The 26160-nt window shown below is 38.6% G+C and carries 14 protein-coding genes; 13 read left to right on the forward strand and 1 reads right to left on the reverse strand.

The window, feature by feature from the left end; all coding sequences use genetic code 11:
• Positions 1–780: 780 nt before the first annotated feature.
• The 7 genes from CKK03_RS03520 (at position 781) to CKK03_RS03550 (ending at position 18031) form a co-directional block, all read left to right on the forward strand.
• Positions 781–3108 carry an LTA synthase family protein gene (locus CKK03_RS03520; protein WP_099361249.1) on the forward strand — a complete coding sequence of 776 codons (2328 nt, stop codon included), beginning with the start codon at positions 781–783 and terminating at the stop codon, positions 3106–3108.
• A 666-nt stretch (positions 3109–3774) separates the two neighbouring features.
• Positions 3775–5166 (forward strand): vWA domain-containing protein, encoded by a 1392-nt coding sequence (locus tag CKK03_RS03525; protein ID WP_099361250.1) that lies wholly within the window; start codon positions 3775–3777, stop codon positions 5164–5166.
• A gap of 273 nt (positions 5167–5439) precedes the next feature.
• Positions 5440–6390: an FkbM family methyltransferase gene (locus CKK03_RS03530; protein WP_099361251.1), complete on the forward strand. Its 951-nt coding sequence runs from the start codon at positions 5440–5442 to the stop codon at positions 6388–6390.
• A gap of 355 nt (positions 6391–6745) precedes the next feature.
• The gene (locus CKK03_RS03535; protein ID WP_099361252.1) at positions 6746–12379 is read left to right on the forward strand and encodes a metallophosphoesterase; all 5634 of its coding nucleotides are present in this window, start codon (positions 6746–6748) and stop codon (positions 12377–12379) included.
• A gap of 332 nt (positions 12380–12711) precedes the next feature.
• Positions 12712–13452 carry a TraX family protein gene (locus tag CKK03_RS03540; protein WP_099361791.1) on the forward strand — a complete coding sequence of 247 codons (741 nt, stop codon included), beginning with the start codon at positions 12712–12714 and terminating at the stop codon, positions 13450–13452.
• A 12-nt stretch (positions 13453–13464) separates the two neighbouring features.
• Entirely contained in the window at positions 13465–14604 is a 1140-nt protein-coding gene (locus CKK03_RS03545) for a M15 family metallopeptidase (protein WP_099361253.1), read from the forward strand.
• A gap of 553 nt (positions 14605–15157) precedes the next feature.
• A complete protein-coding gene (locus tag CKK03_RS03550; protein WP_099361254.1) occupies positions 15158–18031 on the forward strand; it encodes a family 10 glycosylhydrolase in 2874 nt (957 codons plus the stop codon).
• A 115-nt stretch (positions 18032–18146) separates the two neighbouring features.
• On the opposite strand, the gene CKK03_RS03555 is transcribed toward CKK03_RS03550, so the two are convergent.
• Entirely contained in the window at positions 18147–19217 is a 1071-nt protein-coding gene (locus tag CKK03_RS03555; protein WP_099361255.1) for a hypothetical protein, read from the reverse strand.
• Positions 19218–19540: 323 nt separating this feature from the next.
• On the opposite strand from CKK03_RS03555, the gene CKK03_RS03560 reads away from it, so the two are divergent.
• From CKK03_RS03560 to CKK03_RS03585, 6 genes are all read left to right on the forward strand, one after another.
• The gene (locus CKK03_RS03560) at positions 19541–20398 is read left to right on the forward strand and encodes a MurR/RpiR family transcriptional regulator (protein ID WP_099361256.1); all 858 of its coding nucleotides are present in this window, start codon (positions 19541–19543) and stop codon (positions 20396–20398) included.
• Positions 20399–20425: 27 nt separating this feature from the next.
• Entirely contained in the window at positions 20426–21022 is a 597-nt protein-coding gene (locus tag CKK03_RS03565) for a DUF624 domain-containing protein (RefSeq protein ID WP_099361257.1), read from the forward strand.
• A 203-nt stretch (positions 21023–21225) separates the two neighbouring features.
• On the forward strand, positions 21226–22512 hold the full coding sequence (locus tag CKK03_RS03570) for an ABC transporter substrate-binding protein (protein ID WP_099361258.1): 1287 nt from the start codon (positions 21226–21228) through the stop codon (positions 22510–22512).
• A 241-nt stretch (positions 22513–22753) separates the two neighbouring features.
• Positions 22754–23653, forward strand: a complete 900-nt coding sequence (locus CKK03_RS03575; RefSeq protein ID WP_099361259.1) for a carbohydrate ABC transporter permease — start codon at positions 22754–22756, stop codon at positions 23651–23653.
• Positions 23654–23666: 13 nt separating this feature from the next.
• Positions 23667–24500 (forward strand): carbohydrate ABC transporter permease, encoded by an 834-nt coding sequence (locus tag CKK03_RS03580; protein ID WP_245863991.1) that lies wholly within the window; start codon positions 23667–23669, stop codon positions 24498–24500.
• A 42-nt stretch (positions 24501–24542) separates the two neighbouring features.
• On the forward strand, positions 24543–26114 hold the full coding sequence (locus CKK03_RS03585) for a DUF4127 family protein (RefSeq protein WP_099361261.1): 1572 nt from the start codon (positions 24543–24545) through the stop codon (positions 26112–26114).
• Positions 26115–26160: the final 46 nt, after the last annotated feature.

Genomic DNA, 26160 nt, shown 5'->3' on the forward strand with positions numbered 1-26160 from the left:
TCAAGGGACTCCAAGAGGAATAGGTATTGCTATTTCTAAATATCCAGATGGCTACGGAGTTAATTATTACAGTACTCCTAACGGTAGTTTTAAAGGAAGAATAACCAATAAAATTCCGTATATTGTGTATGCCGTAAAGGATGGTTACGTGGACATTGGGCAAAGTTCATGGATATCCATGGAACATGTAGATTTTAAAAGACATACGGCTACGTCAAAGTATCCTAGAGGATATGGAGTGAACTATTATAATGCCCCAAATGGTACATTCAAAGGTAAAATAACAGAACCTATTCCATATTTAGTCTATGACCGAAGAGATGGTTGGGTAGACATTGGACAAAGCTCTTGGATACCGGAGGAGCATATGATTATTGAAACACAGCTTTAATTACAAAATAAGTATGACATAGTACCCTATCTCATAAGGAGGTGGGGTTTTATTTATTTTAGTAGTTAAGTCTAAAGGTTTAAATCTGCAAAACCTTTTTTGTAGGGAACAATGTAAAAGACATAGTAAAAGTCGGTGAGTTACAAGCGTTTTTCCCAACTACTTCTTTTTTTACTTAGATTATGTTTAAATTATATATAAACGTTTTCGATGCCTTAGGGTAATAGAATAAGTTGTTGGTTTTGTGTAAGGTTCTGAAGAAATGCAATCAGATAGTATTTCATTTACATGGGAGCCCGGTTTGTTGCCAACTTTTTTCTATCATAGTATCTGATTGGAAATTAAAGGGTAAAAAGAAAGTATGGACATAGAAATGAAGGGGTTTGCAAATGAAAAAAGTGTTTGTGTTTGAACACGTGGTTTATAGGGGTTCTGTTGAAAAAGAATTATATTACTTTTGCCTAAGAAAACAATTATCATTAATCAAGTATTTCTTTACCTATTTTTTTAGCTCTATTCTCCATTTTTTTAAGGGTGTGTCCAAAAAGAAGTATTACGAGAAAAGATTAAGCTTTTTAAAAGATGTTAGAGATGTTGAGGGGACTATTGAAAGGTTTTGGAAATCAAGAAATAAAAAACTTTCCTCCATTGCATCTGATAAAGAGAGAATATGGATAAGTGAATATCCAGTTGTTTTACTTTCAAAATTGGCTGAGCAACATGGAGCGGAATTAATAGCAAATGAGTATGATATTTTAACTGGTCAATTTTTGAATTTTAAGGACGTTTACCACTTATATGATGAAAAACTACAGGGTGATAACACACAAGTTTATGATCAATATCATTCTAAATTGAAAAAGGTCAGTAGTGCAAACTTTAATATAGTTCACAACAATAGGTCATATATTAGCAGTGGAGGGTATTGGTTCTATAGAGTACTTTCTATCACCTATACCTACTTTATGCTTCTAGCGATGGGAGTTTGTCTAGGGGTTATCTCTATGTATTTTGGTGCTGCGCAATATATCATGCCAATGTTTCTCTCCTATTTTAAAGTGGATTATTTACCGTTATTGAACATATTTCCTGTTGTCTTGTGTATCTTTTTGTTTTATTTCGTCTTCAATAGGGTTTGGGTTAGCTTCCTAATTACATCAATTCTAACTATGGGGTTAACATGGATTAATTATTTCAAATTACTCATTCGAAATGATCCTTTACTGGCAGCCGATATAAATTTACTTTTTGAATCAATGGACATGGCTGGTAGGTATGAGATGGAGTTGAATTGGAAAATCACTGCAGTCATAATTGCTTGTCTACTAGGTACTGTTTACGCTTTCTTTTTCATAAAGGGTAAAATACAGTTACTTCGGGTACGGCTACTAGGAGTATTGGTTCTTGTAATGGTGGGTATATATTCTTTTAATCATTATTATATAAATGAGGAGCTTTACGCGGCTACGAAAAATTTTGATTTAATCAATCGGTGGTCGTCTACTCAGCTATATATTTCAAAAGGCTTTGTCTATCCATTCATCTATAGCTTTAAAACTGCAATTGATGTAAAGCCGGAGGGATACAATAAACGTGTAGCCGAAGAGATTATTAATGATTATGAACGCTCTGATATTCCAAATGCTCAAAAGGTAAATGTTATTTCTATTATGCTGGAGTCTTATAATGACTTTTCAAAGTTTAAACAAATCGAGTTTACTGAAGACGTATATAAGCATTATCACCAAATTAAGGAAGAGGGATATTCTGGGGAATTAGTCACCAATATTTTTGCGGGGGGTACAGTTGATACCGAACGGAGTTTCATTACTGGATATACATCCTTAGCTAATTTTAGATCAACTGTTAACTCATATGTTCACTATTTTAAAGGGCAGGGCTATACGGTTGAGGGAAGTCATCCAGGCTATGAGTGGTTTTATAACCGAAAGAACATGAATGAATATTTTGGCTTTGAAAACTACTATTTTTATGAAAATCATTATTCGGAGCTAGCGGATAGCCAAATAGCTGGGGACAATATTTTATTCCCAGAAATGATTAAGTTTTACGAAAAAAATAAGAAAACGGGTAAGCCTTATTTTAGTTTTAACGTGACCTATCAAAATCATGGACCATATTCGACTGAGGCTTTGACAGATGTTCAGTACATTAAAAATAAAGGGTATTCAGAAGAGGAATATAATATTTTGAATAACTACTTTAAAGGAATTGCTTCGACAAATGAACAATTAAAATTATTTATTGATTTCTTTAGAAAAGAAGAAGAGCCGGTTGTCATTATATTGTTTGGTGACCACAACCCATGGCTTGGTGATAATAGTATTGTATATAAAAGCGTTGGTATTAGCCTAGATGTTAGTAAAGAAGAAGGATTTTACAATTACTATAATACACCTTATGTCATTTGGGGGAATGACAGCGCAAAGAAGGCACTTCAATCAGACTTGAAGGGAGCCGGTCCAACAATTGGTCCTTATTTTCTCATGAATGAATTTTTTGAACTAGCAGGATATGAGGGGAATGAGTTTATGAAATATTCAAATGAATTTAAAGAGGATATTGACGTAGTACATCGAACAGGGCGTTATGAGGAATTTGGCAACCTGACATCTATTTTATCCCCTGAATCTAAACAAAAGCTTAACGAATTCTTGCATGTTCAGCATTATTGGAAAAAGAATTTTAATGACTGAGGCAGGGACAGGGATACGTTATTATTGAAACTGAAGAGATATGAGGCATCATTATTAGGCAACTATTAGGAATTCAAGAGTGATATACAAAGGGGCTAGTGGTGCTGTCAGTGAGATGGATGGATAGGTTCGCTTTAAAGGTGGGGAGATGTACAAGTCCTGTGCCCCACCCCTCTTAATAATAACCTTCTACAATAAAGGCTAGCAAACTTAATAGCACGAGTAGGTTGAGGTACCCATCATCGTGACTGAGCCCATTGAAAAAGATTTTTTTATGTAATGTATGAAATGGACTATAAGAGATATATTCTGATAATAAGTAAAGGCTCCTTTCGTATTATAGGTCTGATTTGGTCAAATTTTTTATCTAACCAAATTAACCTATAATATTAAAATAAGGGGCTTTTTTTAATTTGTACTAGCTTTTTTAAGTTTATGGCAAGTATTAGTTATTAATTGAAGATTAAATTCGAAATATAACTCATATGAGATGGACGAAGAACTGTCCTTGTGATTCAACACATAATGCTTATTACCTATTTTTACTTATTTAGGAAATTATGGTTGCATATTGTAGTAGTATGTATATGGTGTGGTTTTTGATAGAGATGTGAAACGGATGACATTGTACTGTTATCCACGCCATTGTTGGAGGGGAGAGTAAAAGTGAAGAGACTATTAATGAGCTTGGTTATGTTGGCACTTGTGCTGTCGGCGTGTTCGAAGGATGAGAGTCAGCAGGCCAAAGCTGAACCTGAGGAACCGAAGTCGGAGGAAACAACTAATGTAGAAAAAGATGAGGAGCCAAAGGAGGAAGCTTATACTCCAAAAGAAGTTCCCTACTATGAAATTGAAGGTGTCGACCGAGAGCTAACTGAGCTTGAGCAGGAGATGCTGCGGCACCCTGGGATTTTTAGTGGTGATAATTATGATGAAGCAAAGGTTCATGAAGCACTCGAACAGTTGCCAGATAACTTGACTATGGAGCAATATGTTGAAGAACTGAAAAATTTATTTACTGAGGATTACCATAAAGAAATGGAAACACTTCTGACTTTTGATTCGACGATTGAGGTTGATATAGATCGACCTGATGAATCGGTTGATGCGCCAACCTTAAAAACAGCTCATTATGCTATATTAGTAGATGCCAGCGGCAGTATGGCGGCAAGGATTGGTGGCAAAACAAGAATGGAAGCCGCGAAGGAAGCTGTAATGGAATTCGCGGAACAAGTCCCGGAGAATGCAACGATTTCACTCCGTGTATACGGACACAAGGGTTCAAACTCTAATGCTGATAAAGGCCTGTCCTGTGACAGTACGGAAGTTCTATATAATGGTAGTTTTGAAACCGCAGGATTCCAAAATGCATTATCACAAGTGAAGCCGGTTGGCTGGACACCTATCGCGCTTGGGCTGCAAATGGTCAAGGGAGATATTCCGGAAGGCACCGAAGATGTAGTGGTATATGTTGTAAGTGATGGGATTGAAACTTGTGATGGTAATCCAGTACAAGAGGCGAAAAATCTTGTTTCATCCGATATCCAAACAGTCGTCAATATCATCGGTTTTGATGTCGATAACGAAGGTCAAAAGCTACTTAAGGAAGTAGCGAGCGCTGGAAACGGCGAGTTCACCTACGTTAATTCAGAACAGGATCTGAAGAAATATATGAGAGCGCAATATGAGGAAATCCAAAAAAGATGGCTCGAGTGGAAAGAAGCCGGAAAACAACAAGCATACGATATTAAGGAAGAGAAAAAGAAATTAGCTTATGACACAAAGGAAAGTATGAAGGAAAAAAGCACCCGTGAGAAGGAGCGTATGAAAGAAGCGCAGGCATATCTCAAGGAACGCTTTGAGGACTACGATCATCCAGCTCGAAAAATGTTCTCTGACATCGTCGATTATGGAAATACCAAGTGGCGCTATGCCGTCGATAATGGAAATCGCCTCTGGAGAGAAGCAGTCGAAAACGGCAACCGCGAATGGCGCGAATACGTTGACGAAGGAAACCAGAAAATACGAGAAACCGTTGATAAGAAGAATGGTAACTAAAAGACCAGGGCAATGCTCCTGGTCTTTTTTTGGTGGGACTAATATGGAGCGGGTGGGACGAGGATCTGTTCCCCCGACCCATGGTAGATTCGGAGAACAGGTTAATTACACCTTTCTCTTGCAATTGTGACATGCAGGTTTTGTCGATTAAATCATATTTTATGTAACCAAACATTTACACCCCCTTAATATTCTCTTTCTATAATTGAGGATAAACTAGTAAGTGGGACGAGGGACCTATCCCCGTGACCACATGAGGGGAGATTATCATGTATGGCGATTCCGAGAGGTGTTTTGAGTAAGCCGGTTTTTGTGAAGTTGTGGGAGAATTATCCGCTTTTTTCAAAGGCGGTCATCAATATTGGTATTTTTCTAAAGTATAAGACATTAAAATTGGCTAAGATTCCAAATAAAATTACGCTTCCTTCTAGAAATATTATTTATATCAATAATGCTGAAAACCGAGGCAGGGCGCTTTTAATCAGTGATGGGATTACGCAATCGCGAGTGTCTGAATTCTGGGGGGAAGCCGTGAAGTCGTACAAGCCAACCCTCGTCTTGGACATTGGCGTAAATTACGGAGAGTGCATTTTCTCTACTCAGTATGAACAGGGCACGACAATTGTTGGAATTGAAGCGAATAAATATTTGATGGAGTACATCGAGCGCTCGCGCCAACAACACGTCAATCGGGACCAAATTAACATCATTCATGCCTTTGCGGGAGAAAATGAAAACCAGGACCAAGCTTTCTTTATTGATACCCATTGGTCTGGCACTTCATCAGGCGTGCAAATCTCAGAAAAAAACACCATTGAAAAAACGGAAGTACCTGCGATTACAGTTGATTCCCTCTTTAGTCAGGAAACTCTAGAAAATCACAGACTCTTATTTAAAATTGACGTCGAAGGTTACGAATACAGCGTTTTAAAAGGAATGATAAATCTCCTGAAAAACTGCCGTGAAATTATGGGAATCGTCGAGTTTGATAGTCGCTACTTAGAAAAAGCGGGAGTTAACCTAGATTCGTATCTAACCTTTTTAGCAAATTACTTTGAAATTAAATTTTATAATGAAGATAACAAGCTAAAGAAATTAACCACTCCTTCAATATCTGCACTACAAAAGGAGCTCGGAACCGAGCATATCCACACCGACCTAATCCTCCGGGATAGAGGTACCGGTACAGTGTCTCAAAATTTGTCAATAAATCAGCCGTATTGATGGCGTGGTACCTTGGATTGTATTAATCGGTGCAACTATAAAATGGAAATCATGGACGAATAATTGTACAGATAGCTCAACATGCGGTAAAGATCGATCCGCTTGTTGGGCTTTTTAGCATTCTAAGATTGGTATGGGGATGGATGAGCGAAGGTTACCTCTCGTTTTTGTGAAAAAGTGGTTAGACAAGCGACCTGTCCCCATGACCAAAACCACACGCCAACCGGCCCTGCCCTCCTAATTTGTTTACTGAACATTTACAATTATTACAATTTATTTACGCGGCGGTTATTGGTTGTTCACATGTATTCGATAATATGGTGAAGAATACGACAAAATTCGAAGGGAGTCTACAATGAGTGGGAAAATGCGAGTTAATTTACGGCAAGTAATGATTCTATCGATTATTTTTACCTTCCTTGTCCAGTTTGTTCCGATCCAAGCTATGGCAGCAACAGAAGCAGAGCCGGAAGCGAGCGGGGCAACTGAGACAGAAAGACCTGAGTATTTAGGAATGAAACTATATCGAGGGGAGTTTCATTCACATACCTCGATTAGTGATGGGAAGCTGTTGCCAAAGGATGCGTTTAAGCATGTTCAAGAACAGACGAATCTTGATTTCTTTGGGACGGCCGAGCATGAGGTAACATTTGATATTTCTTCTGGAAACGATTACCTAGAAGACTATCGAGATTCTTATTCAGAAGAGTATAAGTATGTAAAAAGCGAGCACGATCACTTTAACACTGAAAGTTTTGCCACTATTCCAGGTGTAGAGCTGACATGGTATGACATGAGCGGCCATATGAATATTTACAATGCAGAATGGTTTCCACGTACATACGGGGTAGGCGCAACTGGTCAATTTGGAATTGGTGATTTGAAATATGACCTGCCTACTTTTTATGGCCGTGTTGCCAACGATCCGACGGCAATCGCTCAAATGAACCATCCTAGTAAAGGTGGATGGGGTGATTTTAATGAGTTTCGTCATTTCAACAAAGACGTTGACGACAATGTAACATTATTTGAGTATAAGGTTTCAAGTTATTTCGATAACTTTGTAAAAGCATTAGACAAGGGCTGGCATCTTTCACCTACTTATAGTGGGGACGAGCACCAAGTCAATTGGGGTTCTGGAAACCCTGCAACAACAGGCCTTTGGACGGAGGAGTTAACGCGTGACTCAATTCATGATGCGATGGCAAACCGCCGTACTTATGCAACCTTTGATGAAAACTTTGTTCTCGGCTATTCTGCGAACGGGGAAATGCTAGGCTCAATCTTATCTAGTGACACAAAAGAGCTCAACCTCAACATTAAGCTCGAGGATCCAGATGCAGAAGACAAGATTGATACAGTTACAATCTACAAAAATAAAGCTGAAGTTGTAAAAGAATACAAGAATATTAATAGCACAACTTTTGAAAGAGATGAAGTTATTCCTGTAGCCAACGGTGAGTACCTCTTCCTTAAAGTGGTACAAGCTGATGGAGATGAAATCATCTCTGCACCAATTTGGGTTGGCCCAGAAACAAAAGGAACAGATTATGCTCCAGACATCACTATAGATGGAAAATTACCTAAAAAAGTAAAACTTGGAGACATGATTACGGTTCCTGGTGCAACCGTAAAGGATGATAGTGGAGTCACGCCAAGCCTAAAAATTGAAGCTTTCAACCAAAAAGGATTAGTCGAAATCATTGACAATCAATTCAAAATTGAGGAATACGGCGAATACTTTGTTCGCTACTATTCGACTGATGCGAAAGGGAATTCCAGAGTAGAACTGATTCGAATTTTAGTAAAAGAAAATAAACTTGATGCGGAAAAACTTTTAAATGAATTTATGCCGGTTGTAAATGTAGGGGCAACTGAGGAAGAGGTTGGAATTACCCTTGTAACAGACAAAGTTCTGGATAAAGCATATATTCAATATAAGAAAGAGGATGCTGCTTGGAAGAAAGGGAATGTCCAAAAAACGAAGGTTTCTTATTTTGAAACTGCATATGGGGATTCTATCGCAAACGGTACTTTCCGAATTCATGCTTCTCATGAAGCTGATCTTGAAAATCTGGAAAAAGGAACAAAGTATGAATATCGTTTTGGGCTAAGACCAAATGGACCATGGAGCGAAACATACTCGTTTGAAACAGCACCAGAATCAGAGGATACGACAATTTATATCATGGGTGACCTCCAAGTCCCAGACCGGAATAAAGAAAGCTTTACCCTTTTTACAAACATGCTGGACGTTTTAAAGCAAAAAAATGCTGATGGTAAATTAATGATCCAAGTCGGGGACCTCGTAGATAAAACGGGTCATACCTATAGGTGGACAGACGTATTTGATAATATCTATAAGGATTTGAATCTATTATCTGCCAATATGATTGGTAACCATGAGTACATGGAGAATGAAAATGCACGAAATTATCGTAGCTTTTTCAATCTTCCTGAAAATGGCGGAGGAACTTACTCAGAGGGCAATTATTCTTTTGACTATGGTGATGTCCATATTGCCGTTCTGAATTCCATGGATTTTACACAGGAACAGCTCCAATGGCTAGAAAATGACATGCGTGTAACCGATAAAAAGTGGAAAATCGTGATGGAGCATTTCCCTTATTACGGTGGTTCGCATAGTGATGACCCTGGAATGAATTCAAAAAGAGCTCAAATTGCAAAGAAGGTACAACAACTTGGGGTGGATTTACACATTGGTGGACATGACCATGTGTACAAACGTACAACCATTCATAATGATCAAGTAGATCAAAGTGAAGAAGCGATGAAACTAGGCACAACTTTTATCACAATGGGTTCATCCGGGCCAAAATTTTATGATAACCAGAGCTTTGAGTGGGATCATATCGTGTATGATGAAAATCGTCAAACTGGTGTGGTTTTAGAGGCAAACGATGAGTCACTTACGTTTACTGTTTACAATAACGAAGGTGAGGTAATTGACGATTTTACGTTAACTCAACCTGAAAATTACATGAAGCTTACAAGTCTTGAATTAGAAGAAGGATTGTTTAAAGGTATTGGCCTATTAAATTATCCAGGTACAGCTGAGAGCATTTCTGTGGTTGGAGTGAAATATGACCAATCAGGAACGAATCTTTTGGATACTCAAGCAAAAGAGGTAGAATTGGAAGGTCTTGGGCGTGAGCAGGTGATTCGTTTTGATGAGGCACTGAGCTTTAATGACCAAAATACAATTAAGCTCTTTATTTACGACAATCTTACGGACAAGAACCCATTATTACCAACAACAATCGTGCGTGAAGCAATGGATGGAGAAGGTACTGCTGAAAATTCATATAAGCTTGATAGCATTGCAGATTTAGAGAAGATTCATTATTATCCTGATAAGCATTTCGAGCTTACAAAAGACATTGTTGGAGCGAATGAAGTGTTCACCGCAATAGGCTCTGAGGGAATATCATTTACAGGTGTTTTTGACGGAAATGGACATACCATCACAGGTTTGAAAATCGCTTCAGAAACGGGTGCCGGCTTATTTAGTATCAATGAAGGTACGATTAAAAATGTGGCCGTGTTAAATGCCGATATTAATTCCAGTAAAAACGATGCAGGAATTTTAGTGGACGTAAACAATGGTACAATTGAAAATTCTTATACAACCGGTTCAATAACGGGACTTTCAAATGTCGGTGGTCTTGTTGGATATTCCAATGGGGTGATTCGAAACAGCTACTCCACTGCGAATGTAAAAGCAAACGCTAAACAAGCGGGTGGACTCGTTGGTATTACGAACCGTGGAAGTTTAACTGAAAATGTGTATGCGACAGGTTCTGTTACTTCTGGACAAAGCAATGCAGGTGGACTTAGTGGGTATGGCTACAACAATACGATTATCCAAAACAGTGCCGCATTAAATACTTCTGTCATCACAATAAGCAACGCAAGCCGGATTGTCGGAAGAGAGTTGAGTGGTGAACAAGCAACATTAGTTAATAATATTGGTAACAATAAAATGATGGTAAGTAAAGAGGCAGTCACGGAAGAAGATCCAAATAATCGAAAAGGACAAGGTGTAAGTCCTGAACAATTGAAACAACAAGCAACATTTGAAGAACAATTAGGCTGGGATTTTGAAACAATTTGGATTTGGAATGAGGCAGCAGAACGTCCTGTTTTACGCTCAAATCAGGAGAAAATAAATCCAGATGGTGCAAGCAATCCAGCATTAGAGAAGAATGAACAAGGCTTTTATGAGATTGAAACAATTGAAGATTTAAAACAGGTCAGTAAGTTCCCGAATCAAAACTATATTTTACAAAATGATTTGGATTTAACCGGAAAGGTTTTTGAAACATTAGCTGTTGATGTTCCGTTCATGGGAACGTTTGACGGAAACGGGAAGAAAATCATTGGCTATAAATCGATTACGGGTGCTCTTTTCCATCTCAATGGTGGCACAATTAAAAACATTGCAATGGTGGATGTTGATGTAACTGGCGAAACGGGTGCTCCGCAGACAGGGGTATTGGTCAATGTCAACAATGGTACTGTTGAAAGCAGTTATTCAACAGGAAAAGTGATTGGTGGCAGTACAGTTGGTGGACTTGTCGGTTACTCGAACGGGATTGTTCGTAACAGCTACTCCACAGCGGATGTAACAGCAAATGTCAGCCAAGCAGGTGGTGTTGTTGGGATTACGAATACGGGAAGCTTGACTGAAAACGTCTATTCTAATGGTAAAATCCAAGCGCTGAAGAGCAACGCGGGTGGTATTACCGGATATGGATATAATGGCACGGTTGTTCAAAACGTGATTGCGTTAAATCAGTCGGTTACTACCCCATCAAGTGCAAACCGAGTGGTTGCACGCGTCCTTGCAGGAAATAAAGCCACATTACTTAATAACTACGCATTTGCAGATATGGTTGTGGATGTGGAGGGAATTAAGGAAGATTCCCCAATGACTGAAAAAGGGGCAAGCCTAACCCAAGCTGAAATTGAGGACAAAAATACTTATAGTCAGCTACTCGCATGGGATTTTGAAAACATTTGGATTTGGGATGCTGAGAATAAAAAGCCTGTTTTACGCGTTCATAGCGATATCGTAGAAGAGGTTGAACCGGATGCACCTGCTCTCGAAAAGGATGCAAATGGATTTTATAAAATTGAAAAAGTCGAGGATTTAGCAGAACTCAATGCGTATCCAAGAGAGAAATACATTCTAATGGGAGACCTTGATTTAGCTAAGGAATCAATTTCAATTTTGAACTTCTTTGGAGTATTAGACGGAAACGGAAAACTTCTTAAGAACCATCAATCTAATAACGGTGGATTAATAGAGGTTAATAACGGAAGTATTCAAAATATTGCTATGGTTGATGCGAGTATTTCGACTGATAAAAACAATGTCGGAATCCTTGTCAATACGAACAATGGCAAGGTGGAAAACTCATTTACTACTGGTACGATCACTGGTAATAACACAGTCGGTGGATTAGTTGGGTATTCCTATGGAGAAATCCGAAACAGTTACTCCACTGCGGATGTAACGGCGACCCAGAAGCAATCAGGTGGTCTTGTTGGAATTACAGGCCGCGATAGTACAACGGAATATAGCTTTGCTAGTGGAACAATTACATCTGGCATTAGCAATGCTGGCGGGTTCAGTGGCTATGGCTATGAATCGACAGTGATTCAACATAATGCTGCCCTTAATCCATTTGTTACAACCGGTACAGCTGCGAACCGAATTGTGGGTAGAGTGTTAGCAGGTGAGACTGCGACATTAATTAACAATATCGCCAATGCAGAAATGTTTGTAAAAAAGGAATGGACAACTGAGGAAGGCGCTAATACTGAAAAAGGTCTTGGGAAATCAGTTACTGACCTCCAAAAACAAGAAACATTTGAGGATGAACTTGGCTGGGATTTCGAGAATGTTTGGACGTGGGATGCAGATGCAAAGAGACCAGAGCTAAAGGCTTTTGCTGGAAGTTAACCAAATGTACCTGTTGATGCTCCTAACCTTGGTAAGGATGCAAACGGATATTAAAGATTGAAAAAGTTTCTGATTTAGGCGAGGTCAACAAATGTCCTAATGAACAATATGTTCTTGATTGAATGGGCGACCTGTCTCATATCACTTTGAAAATGAAAAAGATTCTGAGTGTAGAGCTTTCCTTCCCATAATTTATTACTGAATAGGGCACAATGAGTGTAATAAAAATGCTCGTTGTGCTCTTTTTGGCATGTGGTGAGAATTGGGACAAGGGACCTGTCCCCGCGACCCACAACCCACAACCCCAATTCACAAAAAGTGAGGGAAATTTGATGCAGTATACTACTTATCAGAAGGACATGTTCCAGGATACTATTTTTCAGAGGGATTTGACGTCAAATGCGTTAAAATACATAGCTCTGATTGCGATGTTTTTTGATCATCTTTCTGCGGGCTTTATCCCTCAGGAAACGATAGCTGGTTTTGTGTTACGAATTCCTGGGAGGGTTGTGGCACCGATTTTTTGTTATTTTATCGCGATGGGATATTTTTACACATCCAATATTCGAAAGTATATCGAAAGACTGGTTATATTTGCAGCTATCTCTCACTTCCCGTATGTACTATACTTTAATTTGCCATGGTGGAAAACAACGAGTGTCATGTGGAGCCTCGCGTTGGGGTTAATCGCGTTGACGATTGTTAAAAGTGAAAAGCTCCCCATGTATGCGAAGCTTGCACTTGTGTTTTTATGTTGTATGCTTGCGTATCCAGCGGATTGGAACTTCGTGGCTGTATTGTGGATTGTCTTTTTCGGTATCTATCGAGGACAATTGAATAAACAAATTATTAGCTTTGTGCTTATCGGGATTTTTGCCCACCTCATACCGCAAATCATCAATATGGGCTGGCACCATGCGTATCAAATTGGAATTTTCTTAGCCATTCCATTGTTACTGATGTACAAAGGTAGACGTGGTCGAAAATCAAACCTTTTAAAATGGGGCTTTTATGTCTTTTATCCATTACATTTAATCGTTTTATATATTATAAAATACGTGATTTACGCCTAAGGGGGAGGGCAAATGCCCAAAATTAAAATACTTGCACTTATTTCATTTTTACTGGTACTTGCAGCTTGTTCAAATGTCACAGAAGAAGCGACTGTTGAAGAGTCAGTTGAAACCGTGGCGACTGTTCAGGAAACAGAGCCGCTGGAAGAGTTAGAGCCAATCCCGACTCCCGAAAAATATGAAGGCGAACTGGAGCTGCCGATTAATGGTTCGACAGGTTACACGTCTGTCGAACAATACTTAAAAACATCTCCTAATGTAGACTCTGAAACTATTGAAACACTAAATGCTGGAACAGCTTTTACAATCATAAAAGAAGAAGGAAATTGGTGGTTCGTAAAAGATGCCACTTCAGAAGGATGGATTGATAACACGTATTGTTTCATTAATCTTCCCGACGTGATTCCTTCCATTGCATATGATAGCAGCAACACCTATGCTTCTAAGTTCGTGTCGTCCGGAATCGAAATCCCAGGGATAACTGGACAAACTTTGTATGAGGGTAAAGCTTTTAATGAGAGATTTGGGAAAGAAGAATTCATCGTACCGGTTTTGTATTCCATGTCAAAAAAGATCAATCTTGCCCAGCAAGAAGCATTGGCTCATGGTAATACGCTAGTTATTTATGAAGGATATCGACCGTATTCTGTTCAAAAAGCAGTGGTAGATGCATTGACTTCTGTCGCATATGAGGATGTGGCTGTGATGGCTGGGATAAACACAGCTCCGTGGAGCACAGGTTGGTTTATCGCTAGAAACATTTCGAACCATCAAATGGGCTATGCGATTGATGTAACATTAGCCAGAGTCGAGTCAAAAGAAGACATTGCAATCGGTGAATATTTAGTTACCGACATCACCGATTACACGGAGTATACGATGCCAACTCCTATTCACGAATTAAGCTTGGCGTCAATTACATTTACCAAGCCCGTCACATCATCATCTCCTACAGCTTGGAAAAATGCAGTCTTGGCAGACACAATGAATGAGTCAGCAGTTACACTCCAAACATATCTAACAAACGCTGGACTCACACCACTCGCATCAGAATGGTGGCACTTCAACGATCTAGATGCCATGAACCAAACCAAACAAAACCCAAGTGATGGTGGCTACCTGCTAACTGACATTTTAAGCGTAAGCCCATAACGGGGCAAATGCGGTCTGTGGGTCAGAGGGACAGGTCCCTCGACCCTATTCCACTATAGTGAAATTTCACTTTAATAAAACCTGTACTAATCAGGAATTTTAATTTCAAACAAACGTTTGTTTAGCGGTCTACCGCAATAGCAACGGGAAAAATGGAATTCAATCAAGCGTTTGTTTGGACGGATTTTCGGGATGTGAAAATAGGCTGTTATAGTAGGGAAGTCTTCGTTGAATTATATGAAGAAAAAGATAAGGCACAATAAGTGGCGGCTGAAAACCACTCATTGTGCCTATTTTGTGTTTTATTGGGAGTGGGACAGTGAACCTGTCCCCGAGACTCAACTCCTGTCCTAATACTTTTTTCCTATTTGTTTGAAAATTCAAGTTTCTCGTTGACCTCTTATATATACTTCTGTATGTTAAATTTAGGAGGATTATTCCTAAATTATTTTATTTTTAGGAGGTTATTACCTTCAATGAACTTATCCCATATCTACGGAGGTGGAAAATCTATTTTGCTTTACCATAACACAAAATTAGGGGAGTGAAAGTTGTGAAAATCAGAAAGTTTTTTGGGATTTTTCTATCATTGCTACTATTAATTTCGCTATTACCGGTTTCTTCATTTGCAGAAACGAATAGTGAAGATTTGGTTGAAGTTGAGGCAGCTCCATTAGACGCTTCTATCGATCCAATGGGACCAAAGCATACGATTAGTTACATCGATGAGAGCTATGAGGGGAAAGCGGATTTTATCATGCTTTATACATCTGAGTATGCAAAAGAAATTTTAGTTAAGAAGTTCTGGGTAGCCGTACAAGTGGATGCAAACAACACGGTTACAGACGTAGTCAGTCAATCCGTAAATGGTGCGCCACCTGTATGGGAGGATGAACAATCTTTAGCAATACCAGAAGGCGGGTATGTGCTTCTAGCTCACGACGATTCATGGGCAACAAAAGACTTTCGTAAATTCTTAGCTACAAAATTTAAAATTGGAGATACGATCAAGTTAAGGAAAAACGGAAACGAAGTTCCTATTACAGAATTTATGACAGGTGATGGATTGAAGGCAAGCATTACCTTACAAAACGAATTAATGTATACGCTTACCAACTCGCAGGCTGATATCTCCGGCTCCATTCAAAATGTTGAAAGTGATCAAAGCTATCAATTACTCGTGAATGGGCAAGAGGTAGAGATTCGCGAAGATGGTTCCTTCCAATATGTGTATGAACTAGCAAAAGGGACGAATTATATTGATGTAGAAATTTACAAGAATGATATTTTACATGATGTAAAATCTTTAGTTGTGTATTATCAGGACAACCCATCTGTAGAGGAGAAGGAAGTATTTCTCTGGGTTGAGCAAGGCCCTAGCGCTAGGAGATTCCAGTCTAGTGAGGATGTACGTAACATGCTCCTCGAGGCAAAAGATGCTGGTGTAACAGCTGTTGTTTTAGATGTAAAGGGTGTTGAAGGATTCGCTTCTTATCAAAAGAATGATTTAACAAATCGTCCATATGTAAGTGAAATGACAGCAGAAGGTAGAAGTGGTTCCAACCCTGATTTAGATTTACTAGAAGAATTCATCAAACATGGTCATGAGTTAGGATTAGAGGTTCATGCTTCTTTTAACGTGTTTGCGGAAGGCTCTATTGCGCATAATGAATTTGCCGTTTTAAATGACCATCCAGAATGGGAAGAAGAAGTCTATCGTTCTGAAGATAACGGAGAAATTTTACCATTAAGAGAAAGTACGTATGGTAAAAAAAGTGCTTTAGTTACCTTTGTGAACCCATCTAACCCTGAGGTTCGTGACTATCAGTTAAAAACATTTGAAGAGGTTATGAAAAACTATAAAGTAGACGGTGTTTTATTAGACCGTGGTAGATATGACAACTATTTTGCTGATTTTAGCGACCTTACTAAAGCACAATTTGAAGAGTACCTTGCTAAAAAGGGAAAGAAGTTAACAAATTGGCCGGAAGATATTTTTTATTATGAGGGAAGTAACCGTGTAGATGGTCCACTTATTAATGAATGGTTTACGTTTAGATCAAGTGTCATTAATAGTTACGTAGAAGAAACAAGGGAATTAGTTGACCACTATAATAGTAGTGAAGATCGTGATATTCAGTTATCCGCATACGTTGGTTCTTGGTATGAGTCATATTATCTAAATGGGGTAAACTGGTCTAGCCCAACATTTTCATATGATTCTCGATTGCAATTTCCACAAGAAAGTTTATATGATGAAGAGTATAGGCAAACAGCTTATACAGATAAATTAGACTTCTTGATGATTGGTACGTATCAAACGACAGCACAGGAAATCAATAAATATATTACATTAGGAAATATTTTAACTGATGGACAAGCCCCTCTTTATGCAGGAATGGCATTGGTTAATGTGCAAGACCCAGCCCTACAAAGAGAAGTTTTCCAAGCGGGTCTTCAAAACACAAGTGGGCTTATGCTTTTTGACTATTCACAAACTAACTTCCCTGTCATTAAAGCTTCTATTGCAGACGAGGAATACGTGAAGGATTATGTTTTAGGAATCAGTAATCCTACTGAACCAGAAAATCCATTCGTTGGCGATTATTTAAATGTCAATCGAAATGATGATAATCTAAATGTTTACTCTGACTCGTTTGGAATTTCAACGGGGACCAATAAATGGGGAGTAGAAGCGGTTGTTGATGCAACTGGTAAAGTCGTAAAGATGGTCAATAAAAAACAAGCCATGAGCTGGAATTGGTCTGCTGTAGAAGATAACAATAGCCTCATTCCAGAAGGTGGATTTGTCGTTTCAGCACTTGATCGTTCCGGTGCCCGTGAAAGAAGAGTCCTTGTTGGTAACAACTTTGATATCGGGGATGATGTTCGTTCCTCATTATTAAAGGGATTTTTAGACTATGAAGGGAAAACCTTCTCTACAGTTGGCTTCGAATATCTTGGAAAAGTACAAGTAGTCGGACCTGGGAAAGCGGAGGTTCATGTGAATGGTTCACCAGTAACACTACAATCAAATGGTGAATTCACTGAACAGCTTGCGCTTCAGCCTGGTGAAAATCAAATTGAAATTGTCGTTACTGTCGATGGTTTCAGAACGCACGAGCAAACTGTAACGGTTATTGGTGAAGAACTTACATTTGATCAAGTAATCGGGTTTGTTGAAAATGCAACTTTCACGAATAAAGGTATCCAACAAGCGGTACTGTCTCAATTAGCAAGTGCACAAAAGGATTTTGCTTCAGCAGAAGAGCTTAAAGAAGATGGCTTAGTTGAGCAAGCTGAGGAAGTAATACTAGAAGGTAACCAAAAACTAGATGAACTTGTGCTATTTGTTCAACAACATGCAGGTAAACATATTCCAACTGAAGTAGCAGAACAACTAGTATCATATATTAAAAATTTATAATGGGACGGAGGGACAGGTCCCTTGTCCCTGTAAAAAGATGGTAGGACGAGGGACCTGTCCCCGTGACCCACCCAAAAAAAGGCTGCCATGTTGATCATGGCAGCCTTACTTTCGTTTATTTTTCCGGAACAAAGTAAATCACAGAAGGACCAGATGCCCCACCTGGAAGACTTGTGACAAAGTCATATTGATTCCCGTTAGCACCAACTGTTTCGGATGCAAATTTCCATGCATTTACATAGCTTAGGAACCCGGTTGTGTTAAGGTGACCATTCCATTGCATTACAAAATGACCGAATCCGCCTGCTGGGTTATCATAGATTGAAACTTGCAGTGGATGTTGTAAACTATTATCCACTCTAACGTCTAAATCATATAAAACACCATAGTTCCCATTGTTAATCACTGGTTTATTTCCATCAACTACACTAACACCTTCTTCATACTCTCCCGGCAATTTATCGCTCCATTGACCAGATGCAGCAGATGAAAGTCGAATATAGGCATTTCCTAATGCCGTATCATACGTAAGAGTACCTTCACGATCAAAATGTGGAAAGCTTCCGCGAACATGTGAGTCAGGCGGTAAGATTTCAACGGAAAGTGGATCAACTGGACGTTCTACATAGTTAAGCGTAGTTGCAGTGACTGTGGCAGGCTGATGACCATGTTTTGTATAAACATCATACTGGGCAATCCCACTTACCGTATCCCCATCGGGTGCATTTGTTTCCAAGTAATAGCTCTCACCAGGCTGTAGGGTTTGTATGTATTTTTTCTCAGCCTTTTCTTCTAGGAATTGTACTAATGCTTCTTTTCCAGCTACGTCAGGATAAATACTAACTGATGCTCCAACGCCTTTAGAATAAAGCATCACTGGTTCGTCCGACGTATTTGTTAGGGCTAGGCTGACGTTTCGAGTTTCCCCACTCGTATTCTGATGATGCCAAAATACACGGAATTCTCCTGTAGCAGAATCGCGGTAAAACGCACCACTGTCGGAATATGTTTCTGGAGAATCACTCAGGATCAGCTTTCCTCCGGTTTGTTTTAATTCTGGCTTTTCTAGATGAACCGCAGGCTTAAGTGTTTCGATGGGTACATAATTTTCATTGGCAAATGTCTGGCCCGGTAGAAGAAATGCCAATAAAACAGTACCTAAAGTTAAAGCAGACTTCAATTTCATTTTCTTTTCCTCCTTTATTATTTTATTGAAATCCCAATAATGATTGTTTAATTATCTAAGGAGGCTGAGTTGGGTATTCAATGTTAAGTGGATTCGAGAATAGATGGATTTATCCTTCTTTTTTATAAAAAATGAGGAAAAAGTCCCCTTTTTTGTGGACATGGCAATTTGTACATGTAAATAAATGGTGGGACAAGGGACCTGTCCCCTTGACCCAGAGGGGATAATTTTGTATTCTTGAGTTGGAGGATATATTCTCTTTTAATTAAAATGGAGGAATATTTCTTCAAACTATTTCAGCAGTAAAAAAGGAGATTTTTATAATGCCAAAGACAGAGAATGTAAACCCTCTTTTAATTATTACATCTGTATATAATTCGCTTACGAAAACGGAGCAAAAGGTAGCGGATTATATTATGGAAAACCATAAGGAAGCTGTCTATTCTTCTGTTACCGATCTGGCGGAAGTGGTAGGGGTTGGAGAAACGACTGTTTTGCGCTTTTGTAGAAAACTAGGATACCGTGGATTTCAAGAATTTAAATTGTCTGTCGCTCAAAACCTGATGGAAGTTGATGAGCAAGTATATGGAAAGATTGAGGAAAATGATCCCTTTGATGTGATCGCCAAAAAGATAGCGAATCAAAATGTAAGTGCTTTAAATGATACTGTTGCACTCCTACAGGACCAGACAATTCAGACGGCAATTGAAAAGATTAATAGTGCCAAAAAGATCTATTTCTTCGGGGTGGGTTCTTCTGGTTTCACAGCCTTAGATGGCAAACATCGATTTATGAGGCTGGGCTATGATACAGAACATGTTTCCGATTCACACATCATGTCAATGACTGCTTCGTTATTAGGAGAAGAGGATTTAATTATTGCTTTGTCTTCATCAGGAAGCACAAAGGACGTCGTCGATGCGATAGAAATTGCAAAGAAAAATCATGCCTTTATCATCTGTATTACAAACCAAGCGAGGTCGCCAATTACAAAATATGCGGATTTAATTCTTCTAGCTGCAAACAAGGAATCACCATTCGAGGGTGGTATTTTCTCTTCCAAGATTGCTCAGCTTTTACTATTAGATGTTCTAGCAACAAATGCAGCTCTTAAGAATAAAGAACAAGCATCTAGAGCGATAAAAAGTACAGCGGAATCAGTTCTTGATAAATTGTACTAACACACGAATAGAAAAAGGTGAAAAATCATGGTTTCTTCAAATAATAAGCTATTTGAGGTTCTCGAATATATAGTGGATTTGGTTCTATTAAACTTTCTATTTATTATTTGTTCACTTCCTCTCGTAACTGCATACCCTGCCTTTGTTGCATTGGTGGGGGCGATTAAATCTACATCAGAAGAGGAGCCGTTACCTGCATGGAAAATGTTTTTTAAGCTATTTTATACTTATTTAAAAAAGGGATTGAAAATCTGGTTCGCTCTTCTTTTTGTTTCAATCATCATCATAGGAGACATTTTTGCCTCCTTTTATTTACCAAATGAGTTACAGAATTTTCTGCTTCCGTTTAATATCATTATGATTCTTTTATTTTTCGGGGTATTTAGCTATCTTACAAAACTGTTTATCTTGGGTGAGCATCGTTTAAAACCATTAGTGATTCAGAGTTTTGTTCTATTCTTTAGGAAACCATTTAAGCCTTTACTCATCATCGTAATCAATACTCTGATTATGGTTCTATCCATCTACTTGAGGTTTGTTCCTTTTATAATCTCCTTCAGCCTTCTTGCCTTTACCTATTATTTTGTCATGATGGCAAGAGATTATGATGGAGAAAATAGTTAGATTAAAATAAAAAAATGGAGATTTTTTTATTTTTTAATAAAAAAGGTGGATTTAATCTCCAAAAAGTGCTACATTTCTAATAGAGAGAAAATTCTCTAATGTAAGCGTTAAAAAAGAGGGTTTTGAAGTCTAGTAGGGGGTACAAAAATAGAATTACTATTAGAGATCAAAATTCAAAAAAATCCAAATGAGGTGGGGAAAAAATGAGTAGATTCAAAAAAGTACTATCCGTAGCAATGGTGTTTTTACTTGTTTTAGGTGTCTTAGCTGCATGTAGTTCTGAAGATTCAGGCACAAAGGATTCAGGCTCAGATAAAGCAAAAGGCGGGGACGAAGAGACAACAGTTGAATTTTGGACAATTTCGCTTCAACCAACATTTAATGATTATTTCAATGATCTTATTGCGAAATATGAAGAAGAAAATCCAAATGTAAAAATCGATTGGAAGGACTTCCCTTATGATGCAGTACAGAACAAATTATTAACAAGTATTGCAAGTAAGAAAGCTCCAGATGTAGTTAACTTAAATACAGTTATGGCTCACCAAATGGCGTCAAAAGGTGCCTTAGTAGATTTCAATCAGGCATTAACAGATGAGCAAAAGGGTATTTATTTTGAAGGAATCTATGATTCTACTGTACAAGGTGATGGTGCATATGCCCTTCCATGGTATACAGGTATTCCGGTTCTTTATATCAATAAGTCATTAGCAGAAAAAGCAGGTATTGATCTAAATAATCCGCCACAAACAAAAGAAGAGCTAGCAGCATGGGGTAAACAAATCGCAGACAAAACAGATTCTTTTGGATACGTATTCACAATGGAAACTCGCTCTATCCTTGAAGAAGGTTTCAAAATTGTAGAAGGCGATAAAGCAATCTTCAATAACGATGAAGTAAAAGAATATATCCAAGGCAATATCGATTTAATCGAAGCTGGGGTTATTCCAAAGGATATTCCGAACTTTAGTAAGCAGGTTGAGCTGTTTGGTAGTGAACAAGTAGGGATGATTATCTCAAGTTCTTCATTTATTAACCAATTAAAAACAGCTTCACCAGATGTATATGAAAATACAATCGCGGTTCCAGCACCAGTAGGAAAAGCAGGCATTCGTTTTACAAACACAATGAACCTAGTTGTTCCTAAAGAATCTAAGAATGTAGATGCTGCAGCAGCATTTGCACATTATGTAACAAATGATGCGAATCAATTAGCATTCTCGAAAGTAGCAAACACACTTCCATCTACTAAAGAAGCTGCTAAGGATGAACACTTCTATAAAAATGATGGAACATTAGAGGGACAAGCGTTAACTGCATCTGTTGAAAGCTTAGACAAAGCAACAGATTTCTACCTTGGTGTTGAAAACGCAGGTGATGTAGATAGTGCAATCAATAAACATCTACAAAATATCTACATTAATGATCAAGACCTTGATGCAGAGCTTGAAGCAGCTGAGAAAGAAGTTAATGATATTTTAGCTCGTTAATATATGAAAATTGAATGGGCAGATGAACTTCTGCCCATTTCCTTTTATCCAGCGGATACGGAATAAAAGGAAATCCTTTGGCGGTGCCACAGATTTTATAAGGAAATTTTTTAGAAAGTAAGTTCCAAAGACGAAGGCTACATACTCCACTTCCTGTGGAAACGTCCTTGTTACCTACTCATGTGGACTTACTAATCTGAGCAATACGCCAAGGTTTTAGAAGATTAGGAGGGAATAACCTATGGGAAAGAAAAGAGCCCACAGTTATAGCAGATTCAACGAGGTACAAACTGCATGGCTTTTTATGGCGCCAGGGTTGATATTGCTTGCTCTATTCACCTTTTGGCCGATTATTTTCAGTCTTCCTTTGGCATTTACGAACTATTCGGTTATAGGAGAAACATCGTTCGTAGGACTGGACAACTTTAAACGTGCATTTTCTGACGTTGATTTTATTGCTTCGCTTAAAAACTCTCTACTCTATATGATTATTGTGCCTTTTATCCAAATTATCTCCATCTTAATGGCTATTCTAGTAAATCGAAAAATGGTAGGAATTAAGTTTTTCAGAACAGCTTATTATATTCCAGTTGTTACATCAATGGTTGCTGTTGCGATCATCTGGGGTTGGTTGATGAGTTCAAACGGGGTTCTCAATTATCTCTTAATGTCAATTGGAATATTAGATGAAAAAGTGAATTGGTTATCGGATAAAGATACCGCTCTATGGGCCCTCATGTTTATCACCTTATGGAAGGGCTTGGGTTATTATATGATGATTTATCTTGCTGGCCTACAAGCAGTCCCAACCGATTGTATCGAGGCAGCAAGAATCGATGGTGCTAGTAACTGGCAAATCATTAGTAAAATCACGATTCCGTTATTAAAGCCATATGTATTCTTATGTACGTTAGTTTCCTTAATGGCAGCGATTCGAGTGTTTGATGAAGTGTTCGTATTAACGTCTGGTGGACCAGGTAATGCAACTTTAACAAGTAGTGTCTATATCTACCAGCAGGGATTCGAACAATTTGAGTTTGGCTATTCATCTGCACTGGGATTAGTCGTAAGTTTCATAATCATGTTCTTCAGTATTTTCGTCTTCCTGTTTAACAAGAAGGGTGGTGTAAATCCATATTAATATGGATGAACCTATGAAAAATACGAATCTATTTAAAAGAATTGTCAGTAAAACAATCGTTTATGTGTTGTTAATCTTATTTGCCATCTTCATGATGGGGCCATTTCTTTGGCTAATCAGTGTGTCACTCATGCCTGGTAAAAATATTTTCGCTTTTCCACCTGCGATACTGCCAACTTTTATTGACTTCAAAAACTATATAGAAGTTTGGGAGTATATGGATTTTCTTAAATATATTTGGAACACCGTGATCATCACATTCTTAGGTGTCACATTAAGTATTATATTTAGTGCTTTAACAGCATATCCGTTAGCTATTTTCAATTTTAAAGGAAGAAATTTCATTTTCATGTTACTCGTATCGACAATGATTATTCCTGCAGCTGCAGCACTTGTTGTTAACTATTTAACGATTAATAATCTGGGGTTAATTAATACGTTTACTGGGGTAGTCCTTCCAACGTTGGTCTCTGTATTTAACGTCTTCCTCTTTAGACAAGCATTCATGGGGATTCCAGGCGATATCAGGGATTCCGGAAAAATGGACGGCGCATCTGAATTCCGGATTTGGGTTCAATTAATGATGCCAATGATCAAACCAGCAGTCGCAGTTGTAGGCTTGTTTGAATTTATGGCGAACTGGAATAGTTTCCTCTGGCCAATCATTGTACTGGATACAGAAAAATACCCATTAGCTTCAGCATTAAGCTTTTTAAATGGTCAGTTCTCATATAACTTTGGATGGATTGCTGCAGGTACAGTAATCTCAGTAATACCAATCATATTCGTGTTTTTATTCACTCAGAAATATTATATGGAAGGACTTGCAGGAGCGGTTAAAGGATAAACCACCTGAAATAAAAAGTGCTAAGAAAAAGGGAGATTTCAAATGTATAAAATTGCTTACATCCCACTAGACGAACGCCCATGTAACTATGACTTCCCAAGCCTCCTAACAGGATGGGACAAGTGGACAGGTCCCTCGTCCCGCGGTGAAGTGACTCTCGTACGACCGGATTTGAGTCTGATGGGGGATAAAAAGACACCTGGAAATACTGAATTGATTTGGGAATGGCTGTACCAGGAAGCGGTGGATGCAGACGGACTCATTCTTTCAATCGATACATTGTTATATGGCGGAATCATTCCGTCAAGATTGCACGATTTAACATTGGATGAGTGCAGAGATGTGTTAGCGAGGCTTTCACGAATTAAAGAAGTTAATCCAGATCTAAAAATATATGCATTTAACTTAATCATGAGATGTCCGAAATATTCAAGCAGTGATGAAGAACCGGACTATTATGAGGATTGGGGAAGTGAAATCTTCCAATATGGCAGATTGCATCACTTACTTTCTGCCAATCTTGCATCTGAAGAAGATCAAAAGCAGTACGAAGAACTCAAGCAACAGCTTCCAAAAGAGGTTGTAGATGACTATCTATCTCGCAGAAAAATCAATGTTGAAGTAAATAAGCTTGCACTTGAATATGTGAGTAATGGAACGATTGATTTTATGATCATTCCACAAGATGATTCTGCACCTTACGGGTGGACCGCAATCGACCAGCAGGAGGTAAGGGGAGCGATTGCTTCTCGTCATCTCGAGTTAGATGTATACATGTATCCAGGCGCAGACGAAGTAGGTTGTACGATGCTTGCAAGAATGCTCAATAGCTTTAAAGGAAAAAGACCATTGGTCTATCCAATTTTCTCAAGTACACAAGGCCCTTCTGTCACACCTTTATATGAAGATCGCCCTTTAATGGAGACTCTGAAATATCAAATTTTAGCTGCAGGTGGACTGATCACTTCAAGTCTTGCTGAAGCGGATTTTGCTTTATTTTTGAATTCTCCTGTCGAGCCAATGATGGAGGCTGCCTATCAGGATAACTTAAGTACAAAATATCAGGTAAATCGTAACCTAATTGATTTTGTAGAGCAGCTCGAATTTACAGTCAAGGAAAGAAACATCCCATGCGTGGTGGCCGATGTTGCATTTGCAAACGGGTCAGATTTAGGACTACTCAAGCTTTTAAAGAGAAAAAATCTTCTATTTAAATTAGCGGGGTACGCTGGTTGGAATACGAGCTCGAATACACTTGGAACATGCATTGCACAAGGGATGTTTTATCTTGTATATGGCAGTACACAAACTCATATGGACTTTTTAGCACTGCGCTATGTCGAAGATGCGGGATATTGTAGCTCAGTCAGAAAAAATGTAACAAATAACATCCTGCCAGAGCTAGGCTATGACTATTTCCTTGTTGATGGAAAACGTGGAAAGGTTTCTGAAATTGTGCAGGAACAATTAACGGAGTTTATAAAAGAAAACCTTACCGATGAAGAAAACGAGCTAAGAATTACAGATTGCTACATGCCGTGGAGCCGAATGTTTGAAGTCGGCTTGAATGTTGAACATATCCGGGTCGGAGGGACAGGTTCCTCGTCCCTGTAAAAATATGGTGGGACAAGGGACCTGTCCCTGTGTCCCAAAAAGGAGT

It is taken from the genome of Fredinandcohnia onubensis (genome assembly GCF_002734215.1).
GTDB lineage: Bacteria > Bacillota > Bacilli > Bacillales > Bacillaceae_L > Ferdinandcohnia > Ferdinandcohnia onubensis.

Coding starts and splice junctions, on each gene's coding strand:
- CKK03_RS03520 (WP_099361249.1), top strand. CDS start 781: ATGAAAAAAGTGTTTGTGTTTGAACACGTGGTTTATAGGGGTTCTGTT.
- CKK03_RS03530 (WP_099361251.1), top strand. CDS start 5,440: ATGGCGATTCCGAGAGGTGTTTTGAGTAAGCCGGTTTTTGTGAAGTTG.
- CKK03_RS03580 (WP_245863991.1), top strand. CDS start 23,667: ATGAAAAATACGAATCTATTTAAAAGAATTGTCAGTAAAACAATCGTT.
- CKK03_RS03555 (WP_099361255.1), bottom strand. CDS start 19,217: ATGAAATTGAAGTCTGCTTTAACTTTAGGTACTGTTTTATTGGCATTT.
- CKK03_RS03545 (WP_099361253.1), top strand. CDS start 13,465: ATGCCCAAAATTAAAATACTTGCACTTATTTCATTTTTACTGGTACTT.
- CKK03_RS03535 (WP_099361252.1), top strand. CDS start 6,746: ATGAGTGGGAAAATGCGAGTTAATTTACGGCAAGTAATGATTCTATCG.
- CKK03_RS03570 (WP_099361258.1), top strand. CDS start 21,226: ATGAGTAGATTCAAAAAAGTACTATCCGTAGCAATGGTGTTTTTACTT.
- CKK03_RS03560 (WP_099361256.1), top strand. CDS start 19,541: ATGCCAAAGACAGAGAATGTAAACCCTCTTTTAATTATTACATCTGTA.
- CKK03_RS03565 (WP_099361257.1), top strand. CDS start 20,426: ATGGTTTCTTCAAATAATAAGCTATTTGAGGTTCTCGAATATATAGTG.
- CKK03_RS03575 (WP_099361259.1), top strand. CDS start 22,754: ATGGGAAAGAAAAGAGCCCACAGTTATAGCAGATTCAACGAGGTACAA.
- CKK03_RS03585 (WP_099361261.1), top strand. CDS start 24,543: ATGTATAAAATTGCTTACATCCCACTAGACGAACGCCCATGTAACTAT.
- CKK03_RS03540 (WP_099361791.1), top strand. CDS start 12,712: ATGCAGTATACTACTTATCAGAAGGACATGTTCCAGGATACTATTTTT.